Origin of the sequence: Azospirillum sp. A1-3 (genome assembly GCF_023806445.1) — a bacterium.
GTDB lineage: Bacteria > Pseudomonadota > Alphaproteobacteria > Azospirillales > Azospirillaceae > Azospirillum.
In genome coordinates, this window is the sequence record NZ_JAMSLU010000004.1 from 676,328 (window position 1) to 702,950 (window position 26,623).

General features: G+C 64.7%; 19 protein-coding genes. 15 read left to right on the forward strand and 4 right to left on the reverse strand.

What is annotated here, in order from left to right:
- Positions 1-3 precede the first annotated feature (3 nt).
- Positions 4-1,071 (forward strand): AEC family transporter, encoded by a 1,068-nt coding sequence (locus tag M5E06_RS24300; protein WP_252140386.1) that lies wholly within the window; start codon positions 4-6, stop codon positions 1,069-1,071.
- Positions 1,072-1,152: 81 nt separating this feature from the next.
- A complete protein-coding gene (locus M5E06_RS24305) occupies positions 1,153-1,449 on the forward strand; it encodes a hypothetical protein (protein ID WP_252140387.1) in 297 nt (98 codons plus the stop codon).
- Between the two features lie 10 nt (positions 1,450-1,459).
- Here the strand turns inward: M5E06_RS24305 and M5E06_RS24310 are convergent, their stop codons facing one another.
- Positions 1,460-4,225, reverse strand: coding sequence for an ATP-dependent DNA helicase (locus M5E06_RS24310; protein ID WP_252140388.1), 2,766 nt, complete (start codon positions 4,223-4,225; stop codon positions 1,460-1,462).
- Between the two features lie 111 nt (positions 4,226-4,336).
- On the opposite strand from M5E06_RS24310, the gene mtgA reads away from it, so the two are divergent.
- The 3 genes from mtgA (at position 4,337) to M5E06_RS24325 (ending at position 7,407) form a co-directional block, all read left to right on the forward strand.
- Positions 4,337-5,011, forward strand: coding sequence for a monofunctional biosynthetic peptidoglycan transglycosylase (gene mtgA, locus M5E06_RS24315; protein ID WP_109151865.1), 675 nt, complete (start codon positions 4,337-4,339; stop codon positions 5,009-5,011).
- 210 nt (positions 5,012-5,221) lie between these two features.
- Entirely contained in the window at positions 5,222-5,746 is a 525-nt protein-coding gene (locus tag M5E06_RS24320) for a flagellar basal body-associated FliL family protein (protein ID WP_252140389.1), read from the forward strand.
- 293 nt (positions 5,747-6,039) lie between these two features.
- Entirely contained in the window at positions 6,040-7,407 is a 1,368-nt protein-coding gene (locus M5E06_RS24325; protein ID WP_252140390.1) for a DEAD/DEAH box helicase, read from the forward strand.
- A gap of 69 nt (positions 7,408-7,476) precedes the next feature.
- Here the strand turns inward: M5E06_RS24325 and M5E06_RS24330 are convergent, their stop codons facing one another.
- Together M5E06_RS24330 and M5E06_RS24335 are read right to left on the reverse strand one after the other, a co-directional pair.
- Entirely contained in the window at positions 7,477-8,511 is a 1,035-nt protein-coding gene (locus M5E06_RS24330; protein ID WP_252140391.1) for a hypothetical protein, read from the reverse strand.
- A 54-nt stretch (positions 8,512-8,565) separates the two neighbouring features.
- Positions 8,566-9,846, reverse strand: a complete 1,281-nt coding sequence (locus M5E06_RS24335) for an NAD(P)/FAD-dependent oxidoreductase (protein WP_252140392.1) — start codon at positions 9,844-9,846, stop codon at positions 8,566-8,568.
- A gap of 168 nt (positions 9,847-10,014) precedes the next feature.
- On the opposite strand from M5E06_RS24335, the gene M5E06_RS24340 reads away from it, so the two are divergent.
- The 10 genes from M5E06_RS24340 to M5E06_RS24385 all read left to right on the forward strand — a co-directional run bounded on the left by M5E06_RS24340 (position 10,015) and on the right by M5E06_RS24385 (position 23,415).
- A complete protein-coding gene (locus M5E06_RS24340) occupies positions 10,015-11,358 on the forward strand; it encodes a glutamine synthetase family protein (RefSeq protein ID WP_109151870.1) in 1,344 nt (447 codons plus the stop codon).
- A gap of 632 nt (positions 11,359-11,990) precedes the next feature.
- Entirely contained in the window at positions 11,991-14,888 is a 2,898-nt protein-coding gene (locus M5E06_RS24345) for a UbiA family prenyltransferase (protein ID WP_252140393.1), read from the forward strand.
- Between the two features lie 41 nt (positions 14,889-14,929).
- Positions 14,930-15,304, forward strand: coding sequence for an EamA family transporter (locus tag M5E06_RS24350; RefSeq protein ID WP_085085754.1), 375 nt, complete (start codon positions 14,930-14,932; stop codon positions 15,302-15,304).
- 484 nt (positions 15,305-15,788) lie between these two features.
- Entirely contained in the window at positions 15,789-16,886 is a 1,098-nt protein-coding gene (locus M5E06_RS24355) for an extracellular solute-binding protein (RefSeq protein WP_252140394.1), read from the forward strand.
- 99 nt (positions 16,887-16,985) lie between these two features.
- Positions 16,986-18,137, forward strand: coding sequence for an ABC transporter ATP-binding protein (locus M5E06_RS24360; RefSeq protein WP_109151876.1), 1,152 nt, complete (start codon positions 16,986-16,988; stop codon positions 18,135-18,137).
- Positions 18,134-19,078, forward strand: coding sequence for an ABC transporter permease subunit (locus M5E06_RS24365; protein WP_252140395.1), 945 nt, complete (start codon positions 18,134-18,136; stop codon positions 19,076-19,078). The genes M5E06_RS24360 and M5E06_RS24365 overlap by 4 nt, the downstream gene beginning before the upstream one ends.
- Entirely contained in the window at positions 19,075-19,908 is an 834-nt protein-coding gene (locus tag M5E06_RS24370) for an ABC transporter permease subunit (protein ID WP_109151878.1), read from the forward strand. The genes M5E06_RS24365 and M5E06_RS24370 overlap by 4 nt, the downstream gene beginning before the upstream one ends.
- Before the next feature lie 538 nt (positions 19,909-20,446).
- On the forward strand, positions 20,447-21,481 hold the full coding sequence (locus M5E06_RS24375) for an agmatine deiminase family protein (protein WP_252140396.1): 1,035 nt from the start codon (positions 20,447-20,449) through the stop codon (positions 21,479-21,481).
- 133 nt (positions 21,482-21,614) lie between these two features.
- Entirely contained in the window at positions 21,615-22,829 is a 1,215-nt protein-coding gene (locus tag M5E06_RS24380) for a tyrosine-type recombinase/integrase (RefSeq protein WP_252140397.1), read from the forward strand.
- 226 nt (positions 22,830-23,055) lie between these two features.
- Entirely contained in the window at positions 23,056-23,415 is a 360-nt protein-coding gene (locus tag M5E06_RS24385) for a hypothetical protein (RefSeq protein ID WP_252140398.1), read from the forward strand.
- 331 nt (positions 23,416-23,746) lie between these two features.
- On the opposite strand, the gene M5E06_RS24390 is transcribed toward M5E06_RS24385, so the two are convergent.
- Positions 23,747-26,488 carry an ATP-binding protein gene (locus M5E06_RS24390; protein WP_252140399.1) on the reverse strand — a complete coding sequence of 914 codons (2,742 nt, stop codon included), beginning with the start codon at positions 26,486-26,488 and terminating at the stop codon, positions 23,747-23,749.
- Positions 26,489-26,623: the final 135 nt, after the last annotated feature.

A 26,623-nucleotide genomic window follows, 5' to 3' on the forward strand; every position in this document is an offset into this window, starting at 1 on the left:
GGAGTGGTCGCAAGTCGGGTCGGCAATCTCGAACGCCGCCTGCGCGGCGTCAAGGGTGCCATGCCGGAAGTGGAGGGGTCGGCTTCTCGACGCGACGGTTGGCGTTGCCTATTGTCGCGCACCATGAACGTCGTCCTCAATGTCGCATTTCCCGTATTCGCCATCATTCTGGCCGGCTTCCTGTCCGGGAAGTCGAAGCTGCTCGGCGCCGCCTCGTCGGAGGCGCTGAACAAGTTCGTCTATTGGATGGCGCTGCCGCCGGTGCTGTTCCTGGGCACCGCGCGCCGGTCGATCCCGGAAATCTTCAACGGCCCCTTCATCGGCGCCTTCCTGGGGTCGATGCTGATGGTCTATGCGCTGGGCGCGATCATCGGCCGGCTTCTGCGGCGGGAGCGCACGCAGATCCAATGCATGCAGGGCCTGAACTCGGCCTTCTCCAACACCGGCTACATGGGCATCCCGCTGTTCCTGGCCGCCTTCGGCCCGGACCATCTCGCCCCGACCATCCTGGCGACCGTCATCATGAGCGCCATCATGGTCGGCATCGCCGTGATCTGGATGGAGTTCGCCAACAGCCACGGCGGCGGGCTGGGCAAGGCGTTGCGCGACGTCGGCCGGGCCCTGGCGAAGAACCCGCTGATCCTGTCCACCGCCGGCGGCCTCGCCTGGTCGGCGTTGTTGCCCGGCGTGGCGGTGCCGAAGCCGATCGCCACCTTTTGCGAACTGATGGGCTCCCCCGCCGGCCCCTGCGCGCTGTTCGCCATCGGCCTGTTCCTGGCCTCGCAACGGCTGACCGCCGGGCTGGCGGAGGCGGGGTGGATCAGCGCGCTGAAGCTGCTGGTCCACCCGGCGCTGGCCTGGGTCCTGACGCAGACCCTGTTCCCGATGGACCCCTTCTGGACCGGGAGCGCCGTGATCCTGGCGGCCTTGCCGACCGGCGCGCTCACTTTCGTGGTGGCGAGCCAGTACCAGACCTATGTCGAGCGCACGTCCTCGGCGATCCTGGTCTCGACGGTGCTGAGCGTGGTGACGCTGTCGGCGCTGCTGGCGGTTTATGCGCCTGGGGGGTGAGAGGCGCAGCTTCCCCCATTGCGCGTGGCCGATTTCTTCTGCACGATTTTTCGTATCAGCTATCCAAAGCGGAGAAAAGTCATGCCGTCGAGCCGCGTGCGAGAGTGGGTTCTGTTGAATGACTTTTTTGAGCACAAGGTCCGGCAGGGAAATGACGTATTCGTACCGGACACATCCTATCCCCACATACACATCGGCAAGGGGTTCGTCGTCTTCTCCAGGACTTCGAACGACCATCCGGACCTGATCCGCGGCGATATCGTTTCAACGGCGCGGGCGCAGTCATTGGTCATTGATCTGCAAGGCACTAAAGATCCCCGCAGAGAGCGTTTTGCCGACATCCTTCAGATCTGCCGCTTCATCGCGCACCAGTTCTGAACGGACGCCCTCACCACCCCCGCAGGAACTCCGCCGTTTCCTCCACCGCCTGCTTCAGCCCGACGCGCCGCATCTCCACTCCCTCCGGGAAGGCGCCGGCAAGCCGGCTCGGCATCATCGGGTCGAGCAGGACAAAGACGCCGGTGTCGTCGGCGCGGCGGACCAGACGGCCGAAGGCCTGTTTCAGGCGCAGGCGGGTGATCATGTCCTCGTAGCGCCGGCGGCCGAAGGCTTCGCGGCGAGCCCGGTGCAGGATGTCGGGGCGGGGCCAGGGCACGCGGTCGAAGACGATCAGGCGCAGCGAGCGGCCCGGCACGTCCACCCCGTCGCGCACCGCGTCGGTGCCGAGCAGGCAGGCGTGCTCCTCGTTGCGGAAGATGTCGATCAGGGTGGACACGTCGAGCGGGTCGACATGCTGGGCATAGAGCGGGATACCGACCTGATCCAGCGGCTCGGCGATGCGGTCACGCACGGCGCGCAGACGGCTGATCGCGGTGAACAGGCCGAGTCCGCCGCCGCCCGCCGCCAGGAACAGCGATTTGTAGGCCGCCGACACCTGCCCCAGATCGTCCTTGCGCACGTCGTTGACCACGAAGACGCGGGTGCGGTTCGGATAGTCGAAGGGGGAGGGGACCTGCGCCCGGATCGCCGGGGCCGGCAGATGGCTGGCGCCGCAACGGTCCTCCGCCGCGCGCCAGTCCTGGCCGACGTCGCCGGTGCCGTCGGTCAGCGTGGCGCTGGTCACCACCAAGCCATGGGCGGGACCGGCCAGCGCCTCGGCGAAGGGAACGGTCGGATCGACCCAGTGGCGGTACAGCCCGACATCGACGTCGCGGCCGTCGATCCGCTCCACCGCGAACCAGTCGACGAAGTGGGACGGCGTTTCCGTTGGCAGGGTGCGCAGCATGGCGCGCCAAGCCTCCACCGTCAGGGTGCCACGGCGGTGCAGGCTGCGCGACAGCGCGTCGATGCGGCGGCGCTGGTCGGAATCCAGTTCGGCGCTCTCGTCCTCAAGCCGCTGGGCCAGCCGGCGGGCCAGCGCCTCCACCGGCTCGGACAGGCGGACCAGCGCCTGCTCCAGCTCCGCCGCCGCCTCCAGCAGCCCATCCACCGGATAAGCCTTGTCGGCCTCCAGGCTGTAGGGACCGCCTTGGCCGGCGGTGCGGGCATAGACCTGCTGGCGGGCCAGCAGAAGGAAACGCTCGGTCGGTCCCTGCGGGTTGTCGGCGGCCAGACGCGCCGACCAGCCGTCGCCGGGCAGCACGCGGGCGCCCATCAGGATGTCGTCGAGGTGGCGCAGAGCCTCCTCGTCGCCGGCGACGATGTCCTCCAGCCGGCGCTTCAGGCCGCGGGCACGGCTGCGGCCGGTTTCCTCGGCGCCCAGCAGCCAGCGCCGCAGCTCCTGCGTCTCGCGGCAGGTCAGGTGGCCGGCGAAGGCGCTGTCGGCGGCGTCAAAGACATGGTGCCCCTCGTCGAAGACATAGCGGCTGGGCAGTGTCGGCTCCTCGCCGCCGCCGAGAGCCGCCTGCACCATCACCAGCGCGTGGTTGGCGATGACGATGTCGGCCCGGCGGGCCCGGCGCACGCTCTTCTCGATGTAGCAGCGGGCGTAATGGTCGCAGGCGGAATAGATGCACTCGCCGCGGCGGTCGGCCAGACCCATGGTCGGGCCTCGCCCGGCGATGTCGACCAGCCAGCCGGGGAAATCGCCGCCGGTCATGTCGCCGTCGCGCGTCGCCGCCGCCCAGCGCGCCATCAGCCCGACGCCGATGGCGTTGTGCGGCTGGAAGGGCATGGCGCGCACCGCCTCTTCCAGGTTCAGCAGGCACAGGTAATTCTCGCGCCCCTTGCGCAGCACCACCTTGCGCGACTTGGTCGCCGGGTCGGCATAGAGCCGGTCCAGTTCGCCGTCGATCTGGTGCTGGAGGTTGCGGGTGTAGGTGGAAATCCACACCGTCCCGCCATTCTTCTCCGCCCAGACCGTGGCCGGGGCCAGATAGCCCAGCGTCTTGCCGACGCCGGTTCCGGCCTCTGCCAGCACCACATTGGGCGTGTCGGGCAACTGGCGCGGGGCGAAGGCGGCGGACACCGCGCTGGAGTAATCGGCCTGCTGCGGCCTCGGCTCCGCCACCTTGCCCAGCACATTGGCCGACAGCATGGCGGCGAGGCGGCGGCGCGCCTCCTCCGGGTCGACCGGATTCTGGGCGGGCGGGGGCGGGGGAGCGCCTTCCTCCCACTCCTTGATGCGGGTCCAGACGCGCAGGCCCGAGCGGGCGGCACCCTTCTCCGGTCCGTCGGGCTTGCCCAGCGCCGCCAGCACGGCCGGCGCCCAGGGCCAGCCGGCGCGCCCCATCTCCCAGGCGAAGGCAACGGGGTCGGACGACTCCTCCCGCCCGGCAGCCCCCAGGTCGCCCAGCAGGCGGCGCACGGCGCGCTGCAGGGCCAGCGCCTCCGCCACGTGGCCGTCGGGGGTGGGCAGGTCGAGCGCCTCGGCGATGCCGCGCGGGGTGGGGACGCAGAAGCGGGCGGGGTGGACGAAGGCGAACAGTTCCAGCACGTCGAAGGCCGGGAAGCCGTCGATCCCCAGCCGGCGGGCGAAGGCGCGGGCATGGCAGACCAGCGGCGGCTGGCGGCGCACCTTCGACGCGGCGGCTGCCAGCGACAGCTCCTCCACCTCGCCGTCGAGCGTCAGCGACACGACGCGGCGCGCGCCGGCCACCATGGCGGGCGCGTCGTCAAGGCTGTGGAGCGGGGTGGGGTCGGCGGTCAGGTCCATCGGCGGCACTATATGGCGGCGGCATGCCGCAAAGCGAGTGCCGGATGTTGACGGCCCGCCGCTTCACCCCCATTGAGGGAAGTCCGGGGAGCCAAGCGGAGACGGGACCTTATGCGGAAACTGCTGCGCTGGGCGCTGATCGGGGCGGCGGGGCTGATGGCCTTCACCATTCTATGGGCGGTGCTCTACCGGATCGTGCCACCGCCGGCCACGCCGCTGATGCTGATCCGGGCGCTGGGCGGCTCCGGCCTGTCGCGCGACTGGGAGCCGCTGGAACGCATCTCGCCGGCCCTGGCAGAGGCGGTGATCGCGTCGGAGGACACCGGCTTCTGCGGCCATGGCGGCTTCGACTGGGCGGCCATCGAGGACGCCTTCGAGGACAATGAAGAGGGCAAGCGCCTGCGCGGCGGCAGCACGATCAGCCAGCAGACCGCCAAGAACGCCTTCCTCTGGCCCGACCGCAGCTGGACCCGCAAGGGGGCGGAGACCTGGTTCACCCTGCTGATCGAAAGCCTGTGGAGCAAGCGCCGCATCCTGGAGGTCTATCTGAACATCGTGGAGTGGGACGACGGCGTCTATGGTGCCGAAGCTGCGGCGCGGCATCATTTCCACAAATCCGCTGCGGCGCTGACCCGGCGCGAGGCGGCGCTGCTGGCGGTGGTGCTGCCCAACCCGCGCAACTGGTCGCCGTCCCGCCCCGGCCCCTATGTCGCCCGCCGGGCGGGAGTGATCGAGCGGCGGATGGCGGTGGTGCGGCGCGACGGGCTGGCGGACTGCGTGCGGTGAGGAGTGCGCAAGGTGTTCACTCATGCCCCCTCCCTAACCCTCCCCCGCCCTTGGCGGGAGAGGGAACTCCGCCACTGCCGCACTTAACTCCCTCTCCCGCGTAGCGGGGGAGGGTTGGGGAGGGGGCATCGAGCAACCACCTTCCACCGAATCTTAACCCCCGCCGCACTACGCTTCTTGATGCCCCCGCCGCTCCGGAGGAGGCCGACCATGGCCACGCGTCGCACGCTGCACGGAACGCCGTACCCGACCCCGCCTCCCGACCCGTTGCGCGAGGAGTTGGTGCCGCACCATGCCTCGCAGCCGGAAGCGGCCCATCCCACCCGCCTGCTGATCATCGTCCTGATCTCGCTGCTGACCCTGGCCGGGCTGGCCTATGGCGGCGGCATCGCGGTGGACCGCATCCTCGAACAACGGCGGATCGAGGCGCGGATGGGGCCGAAACCGTATCTTGCGCAGCTGCCGGCGATGGAACTGCCGCTGGGCGGGTCGCGGGCGGTGGAGATGCAGGTCTCGCTGGTGCTGGCGCCGAAGGTGACCGCCGACCGGGTGCTGCGCTACCAGGACCGCATCGCCGACCGCCTGTTCCAGACCGTCGGCCAAACCGACAGCGAAATCCTGACCGGCCCCGGCTCGGCCGCCTTCCTGAAGGCGCGCATCCGGGACGCCGTCAACCGCGAGGCGGGGACCGGCCTGATCCGCGACATCTACATCGAACGCATGGTCGTCAAGTGACGCACGCGGGGCTCGTTCGGCGATGGCCCTTGTCTTGTGCGGCGCAATAGCTTATGTAGGGCGTCTTGATCGCTGGAGGCTCGCGCGTCTCTTGAGCGAGACGCGCTGTGATTGCGCAACGGCAGCTCCTTCGGGGGCAAACGTCCCAGGGTTCTAGGGACGCTCTGGCCGCTGCATCGGATAGACGCCTCTCCCTCTATCGACCTCCTCCCGGCGAGTCCGCCGGTATGTCCCACGCCCGCCATCGGGGCGCGCGGGGCCGTGCCGTGTTGCTTTGAGAAGGTTGTTACGACTTGACGTTTTCCGAACTCGGCCTGCACCCGCTCGTCCTGAAGGCCCTCGAGGCGTTCGAATACACCGTTCCCACCCCGGTCCAGCTCGCCGCCATTCCGCCGGCGCTCCAGGGCCGCGATATCCTCGCCACCGCCGAGACCGGCACCGGCAAGACCGCCGCCTTCATGCTGCCGGCGCTGACCCGCACCGCCGAGCTGCCGCTGAACGGCGCCGCCACCCCGCGCGTGCTGGTTCTGGCTCCGACCCGCGAGCTGGCCAAGCAGGTCACCGACGCCGCCCGCAAGTACGCGAAGTTCATGAAGCTGAACATCGTGGACGTGGTCGGCGGCATGCCCTACCGCGAGCAGCTGCGCCTGCTGTCGCGCCCGGTCGACGTCCTCGTCTGCACCCCGGGCCGCCTGCTGGACCATGTTTCCCGCCGCCGCATCGCGTTGGACGAAGTTGAGGTGCTGATCCTCGACGAGGCCGACCGCATGCTGGACATGGGCTTCCTCGACGATGTCGAGACCATTGCCAAGTGCTGCCCGCCGACGCGCCAGACCCTGCTGTTCACCGCCACGCTGGACCGCCGCATGGCGCAGTTGGCCGGCAACCTGCTGCGCAACCCGGAGCGCGTGGCCGTCGAGAGCCAGGCGACCGCGATCAACGTGGAACAGCGTCTGCACCATGCCGACGATCTGGACCACAAGCGCCGCCTGCTGCAGCATTTCGCTGCCCAGGAAGAGGTCGGCAAGGCGATCATCTTCGCCGCCACCAAGCGTGATGCCGACACGCTGGCCGAAGAGCTGAGCGCCGCCGGCCATGCCGCCGCCGCCCTGCACGGTGACATGGACCAGACCAAGCGCAACCGCACGCTCCAGCGCCTGCGGTCCGGTCAGGTCCGCCTGCTGGTCGCCACCGACGTCGCCGCCCGCGGCATCGACGTGCGCGACATCACCCACGTCATCAATTTCGACCTGCCGCGTTCGGCGGAGGACTATGTCCACCGCATCGGCCGCACCGGCCGCGCCGGCGCCTCGGGCGTTGCGATCTCCTTCGCCGCCCGCGCCGACCGCGAGACCCTGGTCCGCATCGAGCGCTACACGAAGGCGACGCTCGAAGTGCATGTGGTGCCCGGCCTGGAGCCGACGCGCCCCTTCACCACCGGTGGCGCCGGCCGTCCGCCGGCCCGCAATGGCCGTCCGGGTGGCGGCGGCAAGCCGTGGCACCGCAATGGCGAGTCCAAGGGTCCGCACGCTCCGCGCGGCCCGCGTCCGGACTATGGCCGCAACGACAACCACCGCGGCGACGCCCGTCCGGACCATGGCCATGCCCGCCGGGAAGCCCACGGCAACGGCAAGCCGGCGGCCCGTGCCAAGAGCTGGTAAAAGATAGCTGGTAAGTCTTGTTCTTGAAGTGACTGAGGGGGCGTCGCCGGCTGGCGGCGCCCCTTTCGTTTATCCGCCCCGTTTCCACACCGTCGTTTCGATGTAGCGGCTCGCCAGGAACCGGTAGGTCTGCTTTTGCAAGGCCTCCACCTTCGGCGAGCGTTCCATCGTGATCTCGTCCCAGCCATGCAGCAGGTCTTCCCACTCCAGCAGCTTGGCGCGCAGGTCGTCGCGGATCTTGCGGATGAACTGGATGGTGGGGTGGAAGTTGCGCAATGCCCCGACGATGTCGCCGGTCTGGGCGTCGGCCTGATCGAAGATCATGTCGTATTCGCGCACCGGCTTGCGGATCAGCCCCTGCATGCGGTTCAACTCGCTGCAGAAGGTACGGTCGGTGCGGTAGATGGTGGCCAGCTTCGCCATCGCCTGTTCGATGCGGCGGATGTGCCTGAAGCGGTCGCGCAACGCCTCGATGTAGGACAGTTCCTGCGCCAGATCGTCGATGCGGTCGGTCAGATACTGCTCGGCGTTGGTGGTCAGCTTCAGCCGCTCGGCGATCTTGGCGAAGGCCGCCTTCATCTTCTCGTGTGTCTGCGGATCATCCAACAGCTGTTCCAGTTGCGACTGGTCGGAAACGATGATCTCGTTTCCGGTGAAGGAGGAGACGATCTGCATGGTCAGCCTCCCTTTGGCGGTGATGCGGTGCCTGTCCTCCACCGACCACGAGGCCCGGCCGTCCAGCAGTTCGCCCGGAATTTCCTCGCCCGGCCGGATCTGCTTCACGAAGGCCAGTCCCTGTTCGATGATCTCCAGCAGGCGGGCGTCATGGCTGCCCTCCTCGATCTGGAAGGACTCCATCAGGGTGGGAAAGGCGAGCGCCGCCTTCAGGTCGCCCAGCAGGATGTTCAGCACCGCTTCCTTGCTGTTCGGCTCCTGGCAGAAGAAGGCGCCGGGCAGGCTGAAGACCTTGTGCTGGAAATCGAAATGCGTGTCCCGCATCGGCTGGACCAGAACATTCTCCTGCGCGGCCTTTTCGGCGATGCCGGAGTCCGGGGCGCCGTCCGGGGAGGGGGTGGTCTCGTCGCTGCTGGAGGTATCGGTCATGGGCGGGGAGGGGACTCAAGGCCGGAGGAGGGGACTGTCGATTGCTTGCGCAGCCTACAGCAGATCGCGCAGACGGAACCACATCATTGCGAGGACCAGCGCCGGTGTGCGGAACCGCCGCCCGCCGGGGAACGGCATGTGCGGGATGCGGGCGAACACGTCGAAGCGCCCGGCGGTGCCGCTCACCGTCTCCGCCATCAGCCGCCCGGCCATGCCGGCCAGCGCCACGCCATGGCCGGAATAGCCGTGGGCGTACAGCGTCGTCGGCGACAGCCTGCCCAGATGCGGCATGCGGTTCATGGTGATGGCGACCCGCCCGCCCCAGAAATACTCGACACGGGCGTCCTTCAGCTCCGGATAGATCGCCAGCATCTTCAGCCGCATCGCCTGCTTCAGACCCGGCGCGTCCACCCCCGAATAGCTGACGCCGCCGCCGAACAGCAGCCGGTGGTCGGCGGAGCGGCGGAAGTAATCGAGCGAGAACTTCATGTCCGACACCGCGATGTTCGTCGGCAGCAGCGCGGCGGCCCGCTCCGCCCCCAGCGGCTCGGTGGCGATCATATAGGTGGCGACCGGCATGATGGTGCGGTCCAGCGCCGGGGCCAGCCCGCCGAGATAGGCGTTGCCGGCCAGGATCAGGTGCTTCGCCGTCACCCGACCGCGTTCGGTGCGGACCCAAGGCGCGGCGCCGCTGTCCATGGCGAGGACGCGGCTTTTCTCGAAGATGCGCACCCCGGCGGCATCGGCGGCGCGGGCAAGGCCGAGGGCATAGTTCAGCGGATGCAGATGGCCGCTGCCCTCGTCCAGCAGGCCGCCGATATAGGCCTCGCTGCCGACATGGGCGCGGATGCCGGCGCGGTCGAGCCGCTGCACCCGGTCATAGCCGTAGCCGTCGCGCATTTCCCGCTCCAGCGCCGCCACGTCCTGCATGTGGCGCGGCTTCAGCGCGGCATAGGCGAAGCCCCAGGTCAGGTCGCAGGCGATGGCGTGGCGTTCCACCCGCTCGGCCAGCTGGGTCTTGGCCTCCTCGCCGAACTCCCACAGGCGGCGGGCATCCTCCTTGCCGATCCAGCCCTCGATCGTCGCCATCGGCTTGTTGTAGCCGGTGATGATCTGCCCGCCGTTGCGGCCCGACGCCCCCCAGCCGCAACGTTCCGCCTCCAGCAGGACGACGTCGAAGCCGCGCTCCGCCAGTTCCAGCGCCGTGGTTAGGCCGGTGTAGCCGCCGCCGACGATGCAGACGTCGCAGGCGACCTCCCCCTCCAGGGTTGGGCGGTCGACACGGGGCGCGGCGGAGGCCGCGTACCAGCTGTTCAGGTATGAGGCTTTCGGCATGGCGGCAGTTAAGTCCCAGCCGATGGGGGAGGTCAACGGAAAGGCGGATGTTTCACCAAAGCATCATGCGGAACCCTCTGGCGCGTCCCGCCGGAACGGCGTCATAGTGTCGCTGTCGTTCACAGCACGGAGGGGGCTGCCCATCGCCCGGAGCGGTCCGCCATACCCATGGGTTTTATGGAAGACTTCATCAAGAAGAACCGCATTACCGAAGTCGAATGCCTTGTGCCCGACATGTCGGGCATTGCGCGGGGAAAGATTGTCCCTGCCGAGAAGTTCCTCCGCATCCTGCGCGACCGCGGCCTGCGCCTGCCCGAGGCGATCTTCGTCCAGACCGTGACCGGTGAATTCCCCGAGGACGAGGACATCACCTCGGACGAGAATTCCGACATCTACATGATCCCGGACGAACGCACGATCCGCTTCGTTCCCTGGTACAACGAGCCGACGGCCCAGGTCATCACCGACTGCGTCTATGCCGACGGCAAGCCGGTCGACGTCTCGCCCCGCCATGTCCTGAAGCGCGTGCTGTCGCTGTACGAGGAGCGCGGCTGGAAGCCGCTGGTGGCGCCGGAGCTGGAATTCTTCCTGGTCCAGGTCAACAAGGACCCCGACTATCCGCTGGTGCCGCCGGTCGGGCGCAACGGCCGGATGGAAAGCGGGCGGCAGGCCTTCGGCATCGACGCCGTCAACGAATTCGATCCGATCTTCGAGGCGGTCTATGATTTCTGCGAGAAGCAGGACATCGACATCGACACGCTGACCCACGAGGCCGGCGCCGCCCAGATCGAGATCAACTTCAACCACGGCGACGCCCTGGAACTGGCCGACCAGGCTTTCCTGTTCAAGCGCACGGCGCGCGAGGCGGCGATGCGCCACCATATCTACGCCACCTTCATGGCCAAGCCGATGCAGGGCGAACCCGGCAGCGCCATGCACATCCACCAGTCGGTGGTGGACGCCGACAGCGGCCGCAACCTGTTCGCCAATCCCGACGGCACCGACAGCGCCCTGTTCATGTCGCACATCGCCGGCCTGCAGAAATACCTGCCCTACGCGATGCCGCTGCTGGCGCCCAACGTCAACAGCTACCGCCGGCTGGTTCCCAACTCCGATGCGCCGATCAACGTGCATTGGGGCCGTGACAACCGCACCACCGGACTGCGCGTTCCCGTCTCCCAGCCCGACGCCCGCCGGGTGGAGAACCGGGTGGCCGGCGCCGACGCCAACCCCTACCTCGCCATCGCCGCGTCGCTGGCCTGCGGCTATATCGGCATGATCCAGGGGCTGGAGCCGAACGACCCGATCAAGGGCTCCGCCTACCGCCTCGCCTTCACCCTGCCGCGCCACCAGTCGGAGGCGCTGACCAAGTTCAACGCCTGCAAGCCGCTGAAGGAAATCCTCGGCGAGCGCTTCATCGACGCCGTCGCCTGCGTCAAGGAGGCGGAGTACGAGGCTTACAACCGCGTCATCAGCTCGTGGGAACGGGAAAACCTGCTGCTGAACGTCTGAAATCTTAAGCTGACGAACGAAGGGGCGGCCCGCGGAGACATCCGTCGGCCGCCCTTTTACGTGTTTGGTTCCCTGTTCCTGCGTGGGATCCGGCGGTCCGGCACCTGCCCGGCGCTTAGCGGATCGCGCCGGCCGGCACCCCGTTCGTGCGCCGATCCGCCACGGAATTTCGCAAGTTCGGCCAGGAAGACCGGCCGCGTGCTGGCAATGGCCGCCTGTCCTACTCCGACCGGTCCGCAGCCCCACCCCGATCGATCGCCGGGCGCCGTTCCATGCCACGACCGCGCTGATCGGCCGTGTCGGCACAGCCGAAATTTTCAAAGCTGGCGTTAATCCGCTTATGGCCGCCCGAACACGAAATCGAAGACTTTCAAAGCAAAGCCGCAGTGTATTTTCGGCTGTGTCAGAGGAGGCGGAAGGAGATGCGGGCGCTGCATGGCGTCTCGGCATTGCTGCACTTTGTTATCTCCTTTGGAAATAGTCAACACACGTAACCGTTTTTCGCGGAGACGGCGCCCCCTGCCGCCGCGCTGTGCCTTCGATTGCCTATTCGGATAATCCAGGCGAGCGGCCGGACCGGCGCACGGGCACTGTCTCCACACAATCGATGGGCAACCGATGGATGGCCAAGCATGAGCATGCAACCAGCGATCCCGTCCCTTCGGACCGGCCTCCACAGCGTTGGCTGGGTCCAGCGCAGCATCATCCTGGCGTCGTTGTTCATCGTGCTGACGACGGGGCTGCTCGGGCTGGCTCTGCACCGCGGCGGCCATGCCAGCAACCTGACCGACATCCAGAACCTGTTCGTGCTGGAAAACCAGGACCTGATTCCGGTCGACAGCTGGGATCCGATGATCGCGGCGCTCAACTGGCTGCACGAGCGGCCCGGCGAGAATGTCTATGAAGGGGTGTTCTTCCAGCAGCACATCAAGTTCCAGTATCCGGTGACCTCGCTGTTGCCGCTGGAGGCGATGAAGGCGCTGGGGGTGCTGAACCTCGTGGCCTTCGAGCGGGTCAACCTGCTGTTCGTGCTGGCGACCGCAGCCGGCATGGCGATCCTGGTGCTGGAGATGGCCGCCCGTTTGCGGGTGCCGGGTGCCCGTGACGACCGCATGACACAGGTGCTGCTCGGCGGCTTCGGCTTCGTCGCGACCCTGTGCTTCTACCCGGTGCTGAAGGCCTTCTCGCTGGGGCAGGTCCAGGTCTGGCTGAATGCGGCCTTTGTCTTCGCCTGCATCGCCCTGTTGCGGGACCGCCGCGCCCTGTGCGGCGCCCTGCTCGGCGCATCGACGCTGATGAAGCCGCAGATGTCGCTGTTCCTCGTCTGGGCGGTTCTGCGCGGCGACTGGCGGATGGCGGCGGGCTGGGCGGCCGTGGTGGTGCCGGGCGTGGCGCTGGCGACCCTGTTCTACGGCTTCGCCCCGATGGTCGATTACCTCGACGTTCTGCTGTTCATCGGCCGCCATGGCGAGAGCTATCACGTCAACCAGACCGTCAACGGGCTGGTCAACCGCCTGCTGCACAATGGCAACAACCTCGACTGGTCGGCGGAGGCCTTCGCCCCCTACCATCCGGCGGTCCATATCGCCACGCAGATCTCCGGCCTTGCCTTCGTCGCCCTCGGCCTGCTGTGGCGCCGGCGCGACCGGGGAGCCGAGCGGATCCTGCCCTTCGTCGTCGCCGGCATCTGCTTCACCGTCGGCTCGCCGGTCGCCTGGGTGCATCATTACGGCATCCTGCTGCCGGCCTTCGCGCTGGCCTTCCTGATCCTGCTGGAACCCGGCCTGCGGCGTCCGGCCGGGGCGGCGGCTCTGCTGGCCGTGGCCTATTTCCTGGCCGGCAACCTGCTGTTCTGGCCGGTCAACGCTCTGGCCGACACGCCGCTGAACGTCCTGCAATCCTACCTGTTCTTCGCCACCCTGATGCTGCTGGGGCTGACGGTCGTGCTGGCAGGGCGGCACGACCGCGCCACGTTGGTCTGGGGCGGGGCGGACGCCGGCGACCGCAGAGACCGCGTTCCGTATGCGGGCGCTCCCGGCCTGACCGCCACCACGGTGGCGCTTCCCCGTGCCGCCGCGGCCGAAACGGCGGTCCCGCCGCCCGCCGCGGAGGAGCCGCCGCTGTTCGTCGATCTCGACGGCACGCTGCTGAAGACTGACCTTCTCTATGAATCGCTGTTCGGCCTGATCAAGGCCCGGCCCTGGGCGGCGCTGCTCGTGCCGGTCTGGCTGGCGGGGGGCAAGGCGCGGCTGAAGGCGGAGCTGGCCCGGCGTGTCGACATCGATCCGACCGGCCTCGTCTACAATCCCGCCGTCCTGGAACGGCTGGATGCCGAGCGCAAGCGCGGGCGCCGGCTGGTGCTGGCCACCGCCGCCCACCACCGCTATGCCGACGCCATCGCCCGCCATCTCGGCCTGTTCGATCAGGTCCTTGCCAGTAATGACGGCGTGAACCTGAAAAGCGAGCGCAAGTACGAGGCGATCCGCGCGCAGGTGCCGTCCGGCGTCTTCGATTACATGGGCAACGACGAGGCCGATTATGCGATCTGGCGCGGCGCCCGTTGCGGCATCGCGGTGGATGCGCCGGCCGCCGTGCTGCGCCATGCCGCCACCCTCTGCCCGCTGGAAGCCATCACGACCCCGCGCCGGCCGCGCCTGCTGCTGATCTTCAAGGCGCTGTGCCTGCACCAGTGGCTGAAGAACCTGCTGGTCTTCGTGCCCCTGCTGGCCGGCCAAAAGCTGGGCGAGGTCGGCCCGACGCTGCAGGCGGCGGCGGCCTTCCTCGCCTTCGGCCTGTGCGCGTCGAGCATCTATGTGCTGAACGACCTGCTCGACCTGCCGGCCGACCGGCGGCACCCGCGCAAGCGCCGCCGTCCCTTCGCCGCCGGCGACCTGCCGCTCGACCTCGGCCTGACGCTGATCCCCGGCCTGCTGCTGGCGAGCCTCGTCCTGTCGCTGGTGGCGCTGCCGCCGCTGTTCCTGGCGGCGCTGGCGACCTATGCCGCCTCGTCGCTGTTCTACAACCTGTTCGCCAAGAACCGGGTGATCTGGGACGTGATGCTGCTGGCCGGGCTCTATTCGCTGCGCGTGCTGGGCGGCGCCACGGCGACGGCCATCGTCCCGTCCTTCTGGCTGCTGGCCTTCTCCATGTTCCTGTTCCTCAGCCTCGCCATGGTGAAGCGCTATTCCGAGATGGACAGCATGGTGAAGCTCGGGTTGGAACAGGCGGAGGGGCGCGGCTATGTGACCGCCGACATGCCGGTCCTGCAATCCATCGGCGTGTCGGCCGGCTTCCTCTCGGTGCTGGTGATGGCGCTCTACATCAACAGCCCGGAGGTCGGGCGCGTTTATGACCAGCCGCAGGCGCTGTGGATCATCTGTCCGCTTCTGCTCTTCTGGATCGGGCGGGTGTGGCTGCAGACCCACCGCGGGCTGATGCATGACGATCCGGTGGTGTTCGCCGCCCGTGACAAGTGGAGCCTCGCCATCGGCGCGGTCTGCGGCGCCGCCCTTCTCTTCGGCCGGACCTGAGCCGCCGTCCTCCACCATTCCGCCTTTAGCCGGGAGTCCCCATGCCCATCGCCGTCGTCGGATTGATCCTGCTGAGCGTTACCCTGTCCGCCATCGCCCAGATCTCGCTGAAGATCGGCATGTCCAGCCCGGCGGTATCGACCGCGCTGGCGCGGGGGGAGGCCGGGCAGATCGCCCTGTCGGTCGTCGCCACGCCGCACATCCTGACCGGGCTCGCCTGCTATGGGCTGGGCATGGTGGTGTGGCTGGCGGTGCTGGCGAAGGTCGAGGTCACCATGGCCTATCCCTTCGTCGGGCTGGGCTTTCTGGTCACGCTGGCGCTCGGCGTCCTGCTGCTGGGCGAGACCATGAGCCTGACCCGCGTCATCGGCACCCTGCTGGTGGTGCTGGGCGTCGTGCTGACCGCGCAGAGCTGATTGCCACCGCTGGCGCTCATCGACGGCCGGAAGCCGCAACGTGTTGATATGAATACGATTGTCTGGAAACGAATCCCGTCACGCCGTCTTTCAAACCAGTAACGGAATGCGACAATTGTTGCATTGACCGGAAAATCGCCAGGGCTATAACTGACGACATAGTCGCGAGTGGAAATACTGGCGTATGCAATTTCAGCGTTTGGCGTCCCGGTTGCCGGCCGACAGGCCTTAGACCGGGGAAAGGCTTTCCTTTGCCGGCCGCGCTTCCCGTCATGCGGGCTGTTTTGCCCTCAGGGAGCGCGGCCGGTCGCCACCCCCGGCGCGGTGCCCGCCTTGTTTCCCCGGCCTGACCCGCAGGCGATTGAAACCTCGACCCTAACCGTTGACAACATGCCCGGCCGTGGGTGCAATAGCGCCCGCGAGCCGGGTATGCCGTTGGGATGTGGCGGCGCCCGCAACACTCACGAACAGGTCGGGGCAAATCATGAAAAAACTCGCTCTCAGCCTCATCGGCGCGGTCGCGGCGATTGCCGTCGCCGGCCCGGCGATGGCCCAGGCCAAGAAGCCGGTCAACATCTACATCTGGAACGATTATCTGGGTGAAACGACCCTCGCCGACTTCACCAAGGCCACGGGCGCTGAGACGAAGGTCGACCTGTACGACAGCCTGGAACTGCTGGAGCAGAAGGTGCTCGTCGGCAAGTCCGGCTATGACGTGATCGTGCCGACCGCGGAGCCGACCCTGTCCCGCCTGATCCAGGCCAAGGTGGTGGGTCCGCTCGACAAGTCGAAGATCCCCAACTACAAGAACGTCGACCCCAAGGTCCTGAAGCTGCTGGAGAATTCCGACCCCGGCAACAAGTACGCCGTGCCCTATCTCGGCGGTACCGTCGGCATCGCCATCATCCCGGAAAAGATCAAGGCCGTCGCCCCCGACGTCGCGCTCGACAGCTGGGACCTGATCTTCAAGCCGGAAGTGGCGAAGAAGGTTTCGGCCTGCGGCATCACCGTGATGGATTCGGCCATCGACGTCATCCCGTCGGTGCTGAACTATCTCGGCCTCGATCCGAACTCCGAGAAGAAGGAGGATCTGGAGAAGGTCGAAAAGACGCTGATGGCGGTTCGCCCCTACATCAAGCGGTTCGTCACCGGTGAGAACATCAACATCCTGGCCGGCGGCGACGCCTGCGTCGTGATGGCCTACAACGGCGACGCCATCCAGGGCGCCGCCCGCGCCGCCGAGGCCAAGAGCGCCAAGGTCGAATACATCACGCCGAAGGAAGGCGTGCAGGTCTGGTGGGACACGCTGGCGATCCCGGCCGACGCGCCGAACAAGGAGGGCGCGTACGAGTTCATCAACTTCGTGCTCGACCCGGCCAACATGGCCAACATCTCCAACAAGGTCAGCTACGCCAACGCGGTGCCGGCCTCGCTGCCGATGGTGGCCGACGACATCAAGTCGAACCCCGGCATCTTCCTGCCGGCCGACAGCAAGGTAAAGCTGTTCTCGCTGAAGCAGATCAAGCAGACCACCGACCGCGCCCGCACCCGCGTGTGGACCAAGGTCAAGACCGGCAAGTAAGCCGCTCCCAACGAGGCGCCGATCTGTGGCGCTGGCCCGCCCCGGCCGATCCCCAGCGATGGGGAGCGGCCGGGGCGTCGTCATGAAAGAGGAACCCGGATGGCCGGTCAGCCGATTCGCAAACCCACCCGTCTGGAACCGTGGCAGGACGCGGGCCAGACGCCGTATGTCCGAATCGAGAAGGTGACGAAGACCTTCGGCGACTTCGTCGCGGTGGACGAGGTCAGCCTGTCGATCTATCGCAACGAGTTCTTCGCCCTGCTCGGCGGTTCCGGCTCCGGCAAGACGACTCTGCTGCGCATGCTGGCGGGGTTCGAGCAGCCGACCGAAGGCAAGATCTTCATCGACGGCGTCGATATGGCCGGCATCCCGCCCTATGAGCGGCCGGTCAACATGATGTTCCAGTCCTACGCCCTGTTCCCGCACATGACGGTGGAGCAGAACGTCGCCTTCGGCCTGAAACAGGACGGGGTGGCGAAGGCGGAGATCCGCGACCGGGTGGCGGAGATGCTGGGGATGGTCCAGCTGTCGGCCTTCGGCAAGCGCCGCCCGCACCAGCTGTCCGGCGGCCAGCGCCAGCGCGTGGCGCTTGCCCGCTCGCTGGTCAAGCGGCCGAAACTGCTGCTGCTGGACGAGCCGCTGGGCGCGCTGGACAAGAAGCTGCGTGAACGCACGCAGTTCGAGCTGGTCAACATCCAGGAAAAGCTGGGCGTCACCTTCATCGTCGTCACCCACGACCAGGAAGAGGCGATGACGATGTCCTCGCGCATCGCCGTGATGAACCACGGCGTCATCGCGCAGGTGGGCACGCCGACCGAGATCTACGAATATCCACACAGCCGCTTCGTTGCCGAGTTCATCGGCTCGATCAACATGTTCGACGGCCGCGTCGTCTCCACCGAAGGCGATCAGGTCATCGTCGCGTCGGAGGAGGCCGGCTGCGAGTTGCTGATCGCCCACGCCACCCCGGCGCCGGCCGGCTCCCCCGTCTCCGTCGCCATCCGGCCGGAGAAGATCGCCCTGTCGAAGGACCCGGTCGCCGGCGGTGACGGCCGCAACCAGACCACCGGCATCGTGCGCGAGATCGCCTATCTCGGCGACGTGTCGATCTATCTGGTGCAGTTGCCGACCGGCAAGACGGTGCGGGTCACCGCCCCCAACGTCACCCGCCGCACCGAAATGCCGATCACCTGGGAGGACGAGGTGACCCTGACCTGGCGCCCCTTCGCCGGCGTGGTGCTGACCCAATGAGGGCGGTCGTCGCCATTCTCGTTTCCGGGCTCAGCCGGATCGGGCTGTGGGGCCGCGGCGTGGTCGTCGCCGTCCCCTATCTGTGGCTGATGCTGTTCTTCCTGGTGCCCTTTCTGATCGTCTTCGGCATCAGCTTCTCCGAATCGATCATCGCCCAGCCGCCCTATTCGTCGCTGGTGGAGTGGCTGACCGACGAGGATGCCGGCACATCGAAGCTGCAGATCCTGCTGAACATCAGCAATTACTTCCGGCTGGGCGGGGACGACCTCTACATCCTCGCCTACCTGAACTCGCTGAAGATCGCGGCGGTCACCACGCTGCTGTGCCTGCTCATCGGTTATCCCATGGCCTACGCCATCGCCAAGGCCGACCCGGCGCGGCGCGGACCGCTGATGATGCTGGTGATCCTGCCCTTCTGGACCAGCTTCCTGATCCGCATCTATGCCTGGATCGGCATCCTCAAGGGCAACGGCGTCATCAGCAACCTGCTGGAATGGGCGGGCATCACCAGCGGTCCGGTGGAGATCCTCTATTCCGACTGGGCCGTCTATATCGGCATGACCTACTGCTACCTGCCCTTCATGGTGCTGCCGCTCTATTCCACCCTGGAGAAGATGGACCCCAGCCTGCTGGAGGCGGCGGCCGATCTCGGCTCCCGTCCCTTCAAGTCCTTCCTGTCGATCACGCTGCCGCTGTCGCTGCCGGGCATCATCGCCGGCTCGCTGCTGGTCTTCATCCCGGCGGTGGGCGAGTTCGTGACGCCGGAGTTGCTGGGCGGCCCCGACACGCTGATGATCGGCCGCGTCCTGTGGAACGAGTTCTTCGCCAACCGCGACTGGCCGGTCGCGTCGGCCGTCGCCATCGCCCTGCTTCTGGTCCTGGTGGTGCCGATCATGATCTTCCAGCATGTGCAGGGCAAACAGGCGGAGGCCGGGCGATGAAACGGTTCGGGTTTCTGTCCTGGGCGCTGCTGTTCGGCTATGCCTTCCTCTATGTCCCCATCGCGCTGCTGATCGTCTTCAGCTTCAACGAGTCGCGGCTGGTGACGGTGTGGGCCGGTTTCTCGACCAAATGGTATGCGGAGCTGATCCACAACGACACGCTGCTGGACGCCGCCCTGCTGTCCTTCCAGGTGGCGGCGGTGTCGGCGACGCTGGCGGTGCTGCTGGGCACCTGTGCCGGGCTGGCTTTGACCCGCTTCGGGCGGTTCCGTGGCCGGACGCTGTTCGGCGGCATGATCACCGCGCCGCTGGTCATGCCAGAGGTCATCACCGGCCTGTCGCTGCTGCTGCTGTTCGTAGCGATGGAGCAATGGGTGGGCTGGCCCGACGGGCGCGGCGTCACCACCATCACCATCGCCCACACCACCTTCACCATGTCCTATGTCGCGGTGGTCATCCAGTCGCGGTTGGCCGGCATGGACGGCAGCCTGGAGGAGGCGGCGATGGACCTGGGCGCCCGCCCGGCCAAGGTCTTCTTCGTCATCACCCTGCCGCTGATCGCCCCGGCGCTGGTCGCCGGCTGGCTTTTGGCCTTCACCCTGTCGCTGGACGACGTGGTGGTGGCGAGCTTCGTCTCCGGCCCCGGATCGACGACGCTGCCGATGGTGATCTTCTCCAGCGTGAAGTTCGGCATCAGCCCGCAGATCAACGCGCTGGCCACCCTGATGGTGCTGGTGGTGGCGACCGGCATCTTCGTCGCCAGCATCGTCATGGCCCGCCAGGAACGCCAGCGCAAACGCGATGAGCAGATGGCGATCCAGAACGGTTGATGGAGTTTTATGGACCGGCCAGACGCCATAGCCCGGCCGGTCCATAGACGATCCCGGCACCTCATCCGTCCGCGCAGAGGAGAAACCTGCCGCCATGGATGGCAATTGCCTGCTTCTTTTGCTATGTTGAAGCCATCTGCAACAGCGAAAGAGGCCGTGCCATGCGCGCGCTCCTGTGGTTCCCCTTGTTGAGACTCGGATTTTTCAATCCCGTTTCCAGTGCTTATTCGACCACCCGTACGGTCACCGCCCGCCGCGCCCTGCGCCCGCCGTCCGGCGCCTGATCGGCTGCCGACGGCCTTCATGCCGGCCCCCTCCCGGCATGCCGACGCGACCCGACGTCGTGTTCTTTCAAAAGTTCCTCTGCCATAAGGCCAAGTGCCGGCTGCCGTGGACGCGATTGCCAAACGCGCGCTCCCGTGGTTAGGGTGGACCGGGACGGAAAATGTCCCGGTCTTGCGGTTTGAGGCTCGCGGTTTCGAGTCACGCGGCCGCCGCGACGGGCAGGGACTTTTAAAAAAGGTAGGGGGATCGACGCATGACGACACCGAACGCCCCGATGCCGACGGGTCAAGGCTTCCACATGCCCGGCGAATGGGCGCGCCACAGCGGTTGCTGGATGGCGTGGCCGTGCCGGCCGGAAACCTGGCCGGAGGGTGCCTTCGACGCCGCGTGCGACGCCTACGCCGAGGTCGCGCAGGCCATCTCCCGCTTCGAGCCGGTGACGATGGTGTGCGACCCGGCGGATGTGGCGGAGGCCTCGCTCGCCTGCGGTGCCGGCATCCAGATCCTGCCGCTGCCGATCAGCGATTCCTGGATTCGCGACACCGGGCCCAGCTTCGTTATCGACGGCAAGGGCGGGCTGGCCGGCGTCCATTGGGGATTCAACGCCTGGGGCGGCAACTACGAGGGCTGCGAGAAGGACCGCGAGGTCGGCCGCCTGATCCTCGACCACCTCAAGCTTCCCTGCTTTTCCGCACCCCTGGTCATGGAGGGCGGCTCCTTCCATGTGGACGGGGAGGGGACGCTGATCACCACCGAGCAATGCCTGCTCAACCCCAACCGCAATCCCGGCCTGTCGCGTGAGGAGATCGAGCGGCATTTGAAGGACCATCTCGGCGTCGAGACGGTGATCTGGCTGGGGCAGGGCTATCAGGACGACGAGACCGACGGCCACATCGACGAGATTGCGCTGTTCGTGCGTCCCGGCGTGGTGATGGCGATCACCACCGACGATCCCGGCGATCCCAACTTCAAGATCTTCCAGGACAATCTCGACCGGCTGAAGCGTGCCCGCGACGCGAAGGGCCGCACGCTGGAGGTCATCCCGATCCAGCAGCCGGCCCGCCGCGACGTGAACGGCGTGCGCCTGACCCTGTCCTACACCAACCTCTACATCGCCAACGGCGGCATCGTCATGCCGGCCTTCGAGGATCCGGCCGACGACGAGGCATTCCGCGTCGTCCGCAAGGCCTTCCCCGACCGCGAGGTGGTGCAGATCGCGGCCCTGGACATCGTGCGCGGCGGCGGCGGCATCCACTGCATTACCCAGCAGCAGCCAGCAGCGAAGTAAGTAGTTGATTTAAAAATGGAATCCGAAACTCAAGGCTAAGATGTCCTGTTGCGAACTTGTTGCGAGGCGTTGATTTTCCTCAAAAGTCCCGTACATTGTTGCGAAGTGGTTGCGAACTTTTGGGGAAAACACCTTGGATGTTGAAGTTGATAGCCTTAAAGAAACTAAGGAAATCGAAGACGGCTTATTAATCTGGCGGGATAGCAAGAGCCCGTATTGGCAGATGCGCGCATACGTGACGGGCACGCGCCGCTATATCCGCCAGAGTCTAAAGACGACCGATCTCCATGCCGCCGTCGTTGAAGCGCGCAAGCGGTGGATGCGCCTTCAAGTTCGCATCGAAGACAATCTGCCGGTCTTCGAGATGCGCATTGAGAAGGCGTGTGATCTGTGGCTTTCGGAAAAAGAAGATCTCGTCAAGAAGGGTGCCTACAAGGCCAGTGTGCTCCGAGTCGCCAAGGGTGCGATCAAGCGTTACCTAAAATCCTACTTCAAAGGCCGTTCGCTGAGCAGCATCGACCATTCGGAATCCGTGCGCTATTGGACATGGCGGCTCAACAATGCAAAGCGAAGCGCTCAGCCCAGCAAGGTTACGATTGGCGCCGAACTCAACACGATCAACCAGATTGTCGAGTGGGCGGAGATCAAAGGGCATCTCAAGCGAGGTGTCGTTTCGCGTTTGAAGAAGCCTAAAGCCCTTGCCAAGACCAAGGTGAACCGGAGGGCAGCCTTCTCGCGGGAAGAAATGAAGACGCTCTTTACGGTGCTAAAGCTCTGGCAACAGGAAGCGCGCAACGACCGAGATCGTATGGTTCGTACGGTCCTCTACTACGCTGTGAAACTCGTATACTACAGTGGCATGAGAACGAATGACATGCCGCTGCTGCGGTGGCAGGATGTCAAAGCGACCTGGAGCGACAAGGACAGCCAGTGGTATGTGCAGTTCTTCTTGCGCGGTAAGGTGGAGCCACGATGGGTGGTTGCGCAGCATGATGCCGGGCCGCTGCTGATCGAATGGCGCAATATCTGCCCGCACACGGAGCCGGACGACCTTGTGTTCGCCTACAAGAAAGGGGAGATGCCCTTGCTTGAACAAAGCTTTCGTAACTGCCTCAAGAGATTTGATCTCTGGCTCGACGGCGATGGAGCACCACGATCTCTTTACAGCCTGCGCCATACCGCAGCGACTGAAGCACTCGACCGGGGAGTGCCGATTGAGGACCTCGCGCGAAATATGCGCACCAGTGTCCAAGTCATAATGGACCACTACGGCCACATCGCCAATCTCGACAAGGCATCGGTGCTGACCTATCGGCAACGTGACGATGCACCCGAACGGCCCGTGTGAGGGGTCCGAAGCTCAAGGAGTACGTTCGGCGGGATCGGCCTATCCTGCACGCCTACATGATAATCGCCGCATTCACCGGCTGTCGGCCGACGGAAATGGAGGGGCTGAAATGGGGGTATGTGCCGGGTTACAGGGAGTGGCGCAATAGCCGTCACGTGACCGCGACATCCGCTTTCGCGTACGCGGAAAGGGCAAGGCCCGCACCTTCGTTCCCCAGGAAGCCACCTTGCCCTGGTTCGACACATCGTGGATGCTCTCGGTTCGAGCCATGAAGCGCGATCCGCTCGACACCGAGCCGGACTGCGCCTATACAGCCGGGAATTGGCTCGACGGCGTGAAGAAGAGCTTCGCCGAGCTATCGAAGGCGTGCAACCTGCTGACCGACCATCGCTGTGTGCGTCGGATATCCTATTCGTTTCGCTACTTCTACATCGGCCAGCAACTCATTGCCGGAGTGGACATCTTCATCCTGGCCCGCAACACCGGAACGAGCAACGACATGATCCATCGCTTCTACGCCGACGTGAAGCTGGAATTGATGAAGGATCGCCTGCGGCCCGAGTGGAAGCTCACGGCGCCGGTCTGATGACGTGGGAGTAACTTTCGCCAATGAGCTCCTGGCGCGCTTACGAGACGCGCTGGCTGCGTTCCTATGAGGGCTGCTACGCTGATAGTGAATGAAGCGGAAGCTGCGGCTGTATTTGCTTTGCAGCCGCAGCGCACTAACACTACTTTGGCGAAAATTCCGGCTTTATGGTCCGATTTCAACCGGCCAGCGTTTTCATGCTCTGTTCACCAGCCCATTGACTGTCCTTCATACCGCCGCTGAAATAGCCAAAGTAGTGCTAGTTCATACCTTGGTTGGCGCGCATCAGCGGTTACAATAGAAAGGGCGGCGGCCTATTCTACGACCCGGGCTACTGACGTTGCTGAAGGTTTTTGTAGAACTGGGGAGTTCCGCCTGGTGTGGGTTGGAACATAAAGCAGTTGCAGTAAGCGTCGATTGCCTGCATTACGCCGAGCAGAGACGCTCCAGTGAAGCTCAGTGTCTGTCCTGTGCCCCAATGACTCAGAAAGTTACCGACGATTGTCGCCATATTGGTGTTTAGTCCATTGACTTGATTCTGGTCCAACACTAGCTTGTTTGCCGCTTGATTAATCTTCACCGCGGCATCAATCGCGTTTAGGAATTCGTTCGCCATTTGTTTGTTATCGTTGAATGCCATGTCGATCGGTACCGGAATCCGGAGCCGGGTGATCAGATCGCTCAGGCGATATTCGAGATACTGGCGCACACCTTCCTTGGCAAAATCGACTTGGCCAGCTTGCAACATTGCGATTGTCTGATCTTTAACTTTGTTGACTGCGCCTGTCTGTGGAAAGACCCCAAACTGCGGAGCACCCTCAAGCCGCTGGTGCCACCAGAACCCGCTTCCCGTGTGCTTATTAAATAGCTTCTCAAGCATAGTGTCGTGGCTGAGAAGAATAACTTGTAGTCCGCTGGGGTTCGCCGGTCGGGCAAGCGCAGTGCGGAGCAGCTCGACAAGGTGCAACTGGTGACCTGCATCAAAGCTTGAGGTCACATCATCAAGAACAATGAACTTTGGCATACCGCCATAGAGGGATGCGGCGGCCAAATACAGGGAAATGGCAAATGCGTTACGGAAACTTTCTGATAAGACGGCTTGTGGTGACAGATTCTGCAGGCCATGGAACGCCGTGAGACGGATTTGGAGATCCTCACTAGACGCGCGCTTGGCGACGGCCGGGACTACCCCCGGGAACGACATGCGTGCGAAGTTGCTCTGGAAAACCGGCTCTACTGCCGCTAGGCGGTCTTTACTGATTTGGGCCTCCGCAGAAGCAAAATCAGCCGATACTGTATCTAGAAAATTCTTTATCTGAGACACTGTTGCTTCGCGGTCGACCTCAAGCTTAACCTTCCGAGCAGAATCCCTAATTTTGATACAGTTCTCTTGAAGCCGCCGAGCGGCCTCGATCTTCTTGGCGACCTCGACTGTAGAGGGCGGTAATTCCTTTTCCAGTCCCTTCTGCTCCATTGAGAGCTGCTCTTCTTTCTCTGCCGCGCGCTTTCGGAGAACACTGACCCATTTCCCTAAGCGGAGCGCCTCATCATGAGTCATCGTGCCAACATTCGCCCGTGCTTTGTGCTTTGCGATTAGGCGCAGATCGTTGGCAGGCTCCAGAAGTTGTTCTAGCTCGCTGAGGTCCGCCCAGCCCGCTTGGTTCCACTCCACTGCAACCGCCTGGGTCGCGTCGTCTAACGCCGTGAAGTTGGCGAGTTTACCAGTAATATGAGTTTTCAAGTCATGTGGTGTCTGGTTTTCACATAGAGGACACTGGCCGTTATCCTGCCATTCAGGAAGCTCCAAAGCCTTTATTCCAGCTTTGAACAGGTTAAACATTACGTTACCGGCTGTCTTCCCAACAATCTCTTCGCGCGCGGCAGCTAAGATGCCGAGCTGCGCGCATCGGGCTTCATCCGGTGCATCGGTATTTCGCTTCGCAAGATCTCCACGTTCCCGGATGCAGGCTTGCAGGCGGTCGCGTTTAGGTCCGCCTTCCGCAGCTTTTACTGCCTCCAGACAGGCATCAACGTCAATTTCAAGAAACGACTTTTCCTTGCATATGTCAGATAGAACAGCAATCTGCGTAAGTCCTTGGTAACAATGCTCGATGGCTTCCGCCAACTTGGTGGTGGTCAACTCTTGACCCGTTAAGATGACGTAGTCCTGTTTAAAGGCGCTTTTTGCGTCGCTGACCGCTTTCTCCTCGTGCGCCCGTTTAATTTCGTGGGCGCTAGTCTCGAAGTGGTTGTTGAACGCGCGAGTGTTAGCGAGACCCGCAAGGGTCTGGCGCATTACGTTGTAGTCGGACAGCCCTAGAAGACCGGAAAAGGTCCGGCCTCGGTCGAGGGGTCTGGCCGCTATGAATTTTAGGAACGTTGGCCCATCGAGTAAAACGAACTCTCTGTTGAGTGTACGAAGAATATCATCCGCATTCCAAGGCGCCGGAGCAGTTGCAGTACGATTGCCTGCCACGTCACGGGTGACGACTACCTCGCATAGCTGGCCAGTTGGCTCTGCTACGAGTTTCAATTTGATCGTAGCAGACTGGGAAGTGTTAAAGCGATTTAGATAATAGTCGCTATCTCGTTCGGAGGCAGGCAGTTCATCCAGCCATGGAAGCTTTCCAGAAATTGCGTAACGAATGGCGTCATAGACCGAGCTTTTTCCTACTCCGTTGACCGCTGAGACGCTATTAACTTTGTTGAGATGAAATTTTAATTCTAGCGGCTTTCCCTCATTGTTGATCCCTCTGAAGCCCTCAATGCTGACTCCTTCAAGCAGCCAGCCTGTAACTGGATTATGGCCGGAAGCTGGGGTAGAACTTATTGTCAGAGGTGTTGCAACGGCAGTTGGAGCCGTGGCTTGAGCATTTGAAGTCTTTGCCGCTTCAATTGCCTGAAACAAAGCAGACCAAAGTTCAGCCTGGGATACAGTGTTATCCCGCAAATCGCTAAGACGTGTGGTCAGAGCGGTGCCGAGCACGCTGTTGATCCCGATTATATGCGTGCTAAATGCCGATATGTTAGTTTCGAAATCCGCGCTTTGATTGAATGTGAATGCAATGGTCATTTTGGCTATGTCCCCTGCTTTTGCGTGCCCACACCATGACGCGGCAATACACGCGAAACAAGAGCATGCTCGTCACATCTCTCATTTTTTCGGCATCATGACCTGCTTACCGGTGATCTCAGCTTAGTAGCTAGC

Excerpts from the sequence above, each read along its gene's own strand:
- M5E06_RS24305 (WP_252140387.1), top strand. The coding sequence starts at position 1,153 with ATGCCGTCGAGCCGCGTGCGAGAGTGGGTTCTGTTGAATGACTTTTTT.
- M5E06_RS24310 (WP_252140388.1), bottom strand. The coding sequence starts at position 4,225 with ATGGACCTGACCGCCGACCCCACCCCGCTCCACAGCCTTGACGACGCG.
- mtgA (WP_109151865.1), top strand. The coding sequence starts at position 4,337 with ATGCGGAAACTGCTGCGCTGGGCGCTGATCGGGGCGGCGGGGCTGATG.
- M5E06_RS24320 (WP_252140389.1), top strand. The coding sequence starts at position 5,222 with ATGGCCACGCGTCGCACGCTGCACGGAACGCCGTACCCGACCCCGCCT.
- M5E06_RS24330 (WP_252140391.1), bottom strand. The coding sequence starts at position 8,511 with ATGACCGATACCTCCAGCAGCGACGAGACCACCCCCTCCCCGGACGGC.
- M5E06_RS24335 (WP_252140392.1), bottom strand. The coding sequence starts at position 9,846 with ATGCCGAAAGCCTCATACCTGAACAGCTGGTACGCGGCCTCCGCCGCG.
- M5E06_RS24340 (WP_109151870.1), top strand. The coding sequence starts at position 10,015 with ATGGGTTTTATGGAAGACTTCATCAAGAAGAACCGCATTACCGAAGTC.
- M5E06_RS24345 (WP_252140393.1), top strand. The coding sequence starts at position 11,991 with ATGAGCATGCAACCAGCGATCCCGTCCCTTCGGACCGGCCTCCACAGC.
- M5E06_RS24350 (WP_085085754.1), top strand. The coding sequence starts at position 14,930 with ATGCCCATCGCCGTCGTCGGATTGATCCTGCTGAGCGTTACCCTGTCC.
- M5E06_RS24355 (WP_252140394.1), top strand. The coding sequence starts at position 15,789 with ATGAAAAAACTCGCTCTCAGCCTCATCGGCGCGGTCGCGGCGATTGCC.
- M5E06_RS24360 (WP_109151876.1), top strand. The coding sequence starts at position 16,986 with ATGGCCGGTCAGCCGATTCGCAAACCCACCCGTCTGGAACCGTGGCAG.
- M5E06_RS24365 (WP_252140395.1), top strand. The coding sequence starts at position 18,134 with ATGAGGGCGGTCGTCGCCATTCTCGTTTCCGGGCTCAGCCGGATCGGG.
- M5E06_RS24370 (WP_109151878.1), top strand. The coding sequence starts at position 19,075 with ATGAAACGGTTCGGGTTTCTGTCCTGGGCGCTGCTGTTCGGCTATGCC.
- M5E06_RS24375 (WP_252140396.1), top strand. The coding sequence starts at position 20,447 with ATGACGACACCGAACGCCCCGATGCCGACGGGTCAAGGCTTCCACATG.
- M5E06_RS24390 (WP_252140399.1), bottom strand. The coding sequence starts at position 26,488 with ATGACCATTGCATTCACATTCAATCAAAGCGCGGATTTCGAAACTAAC.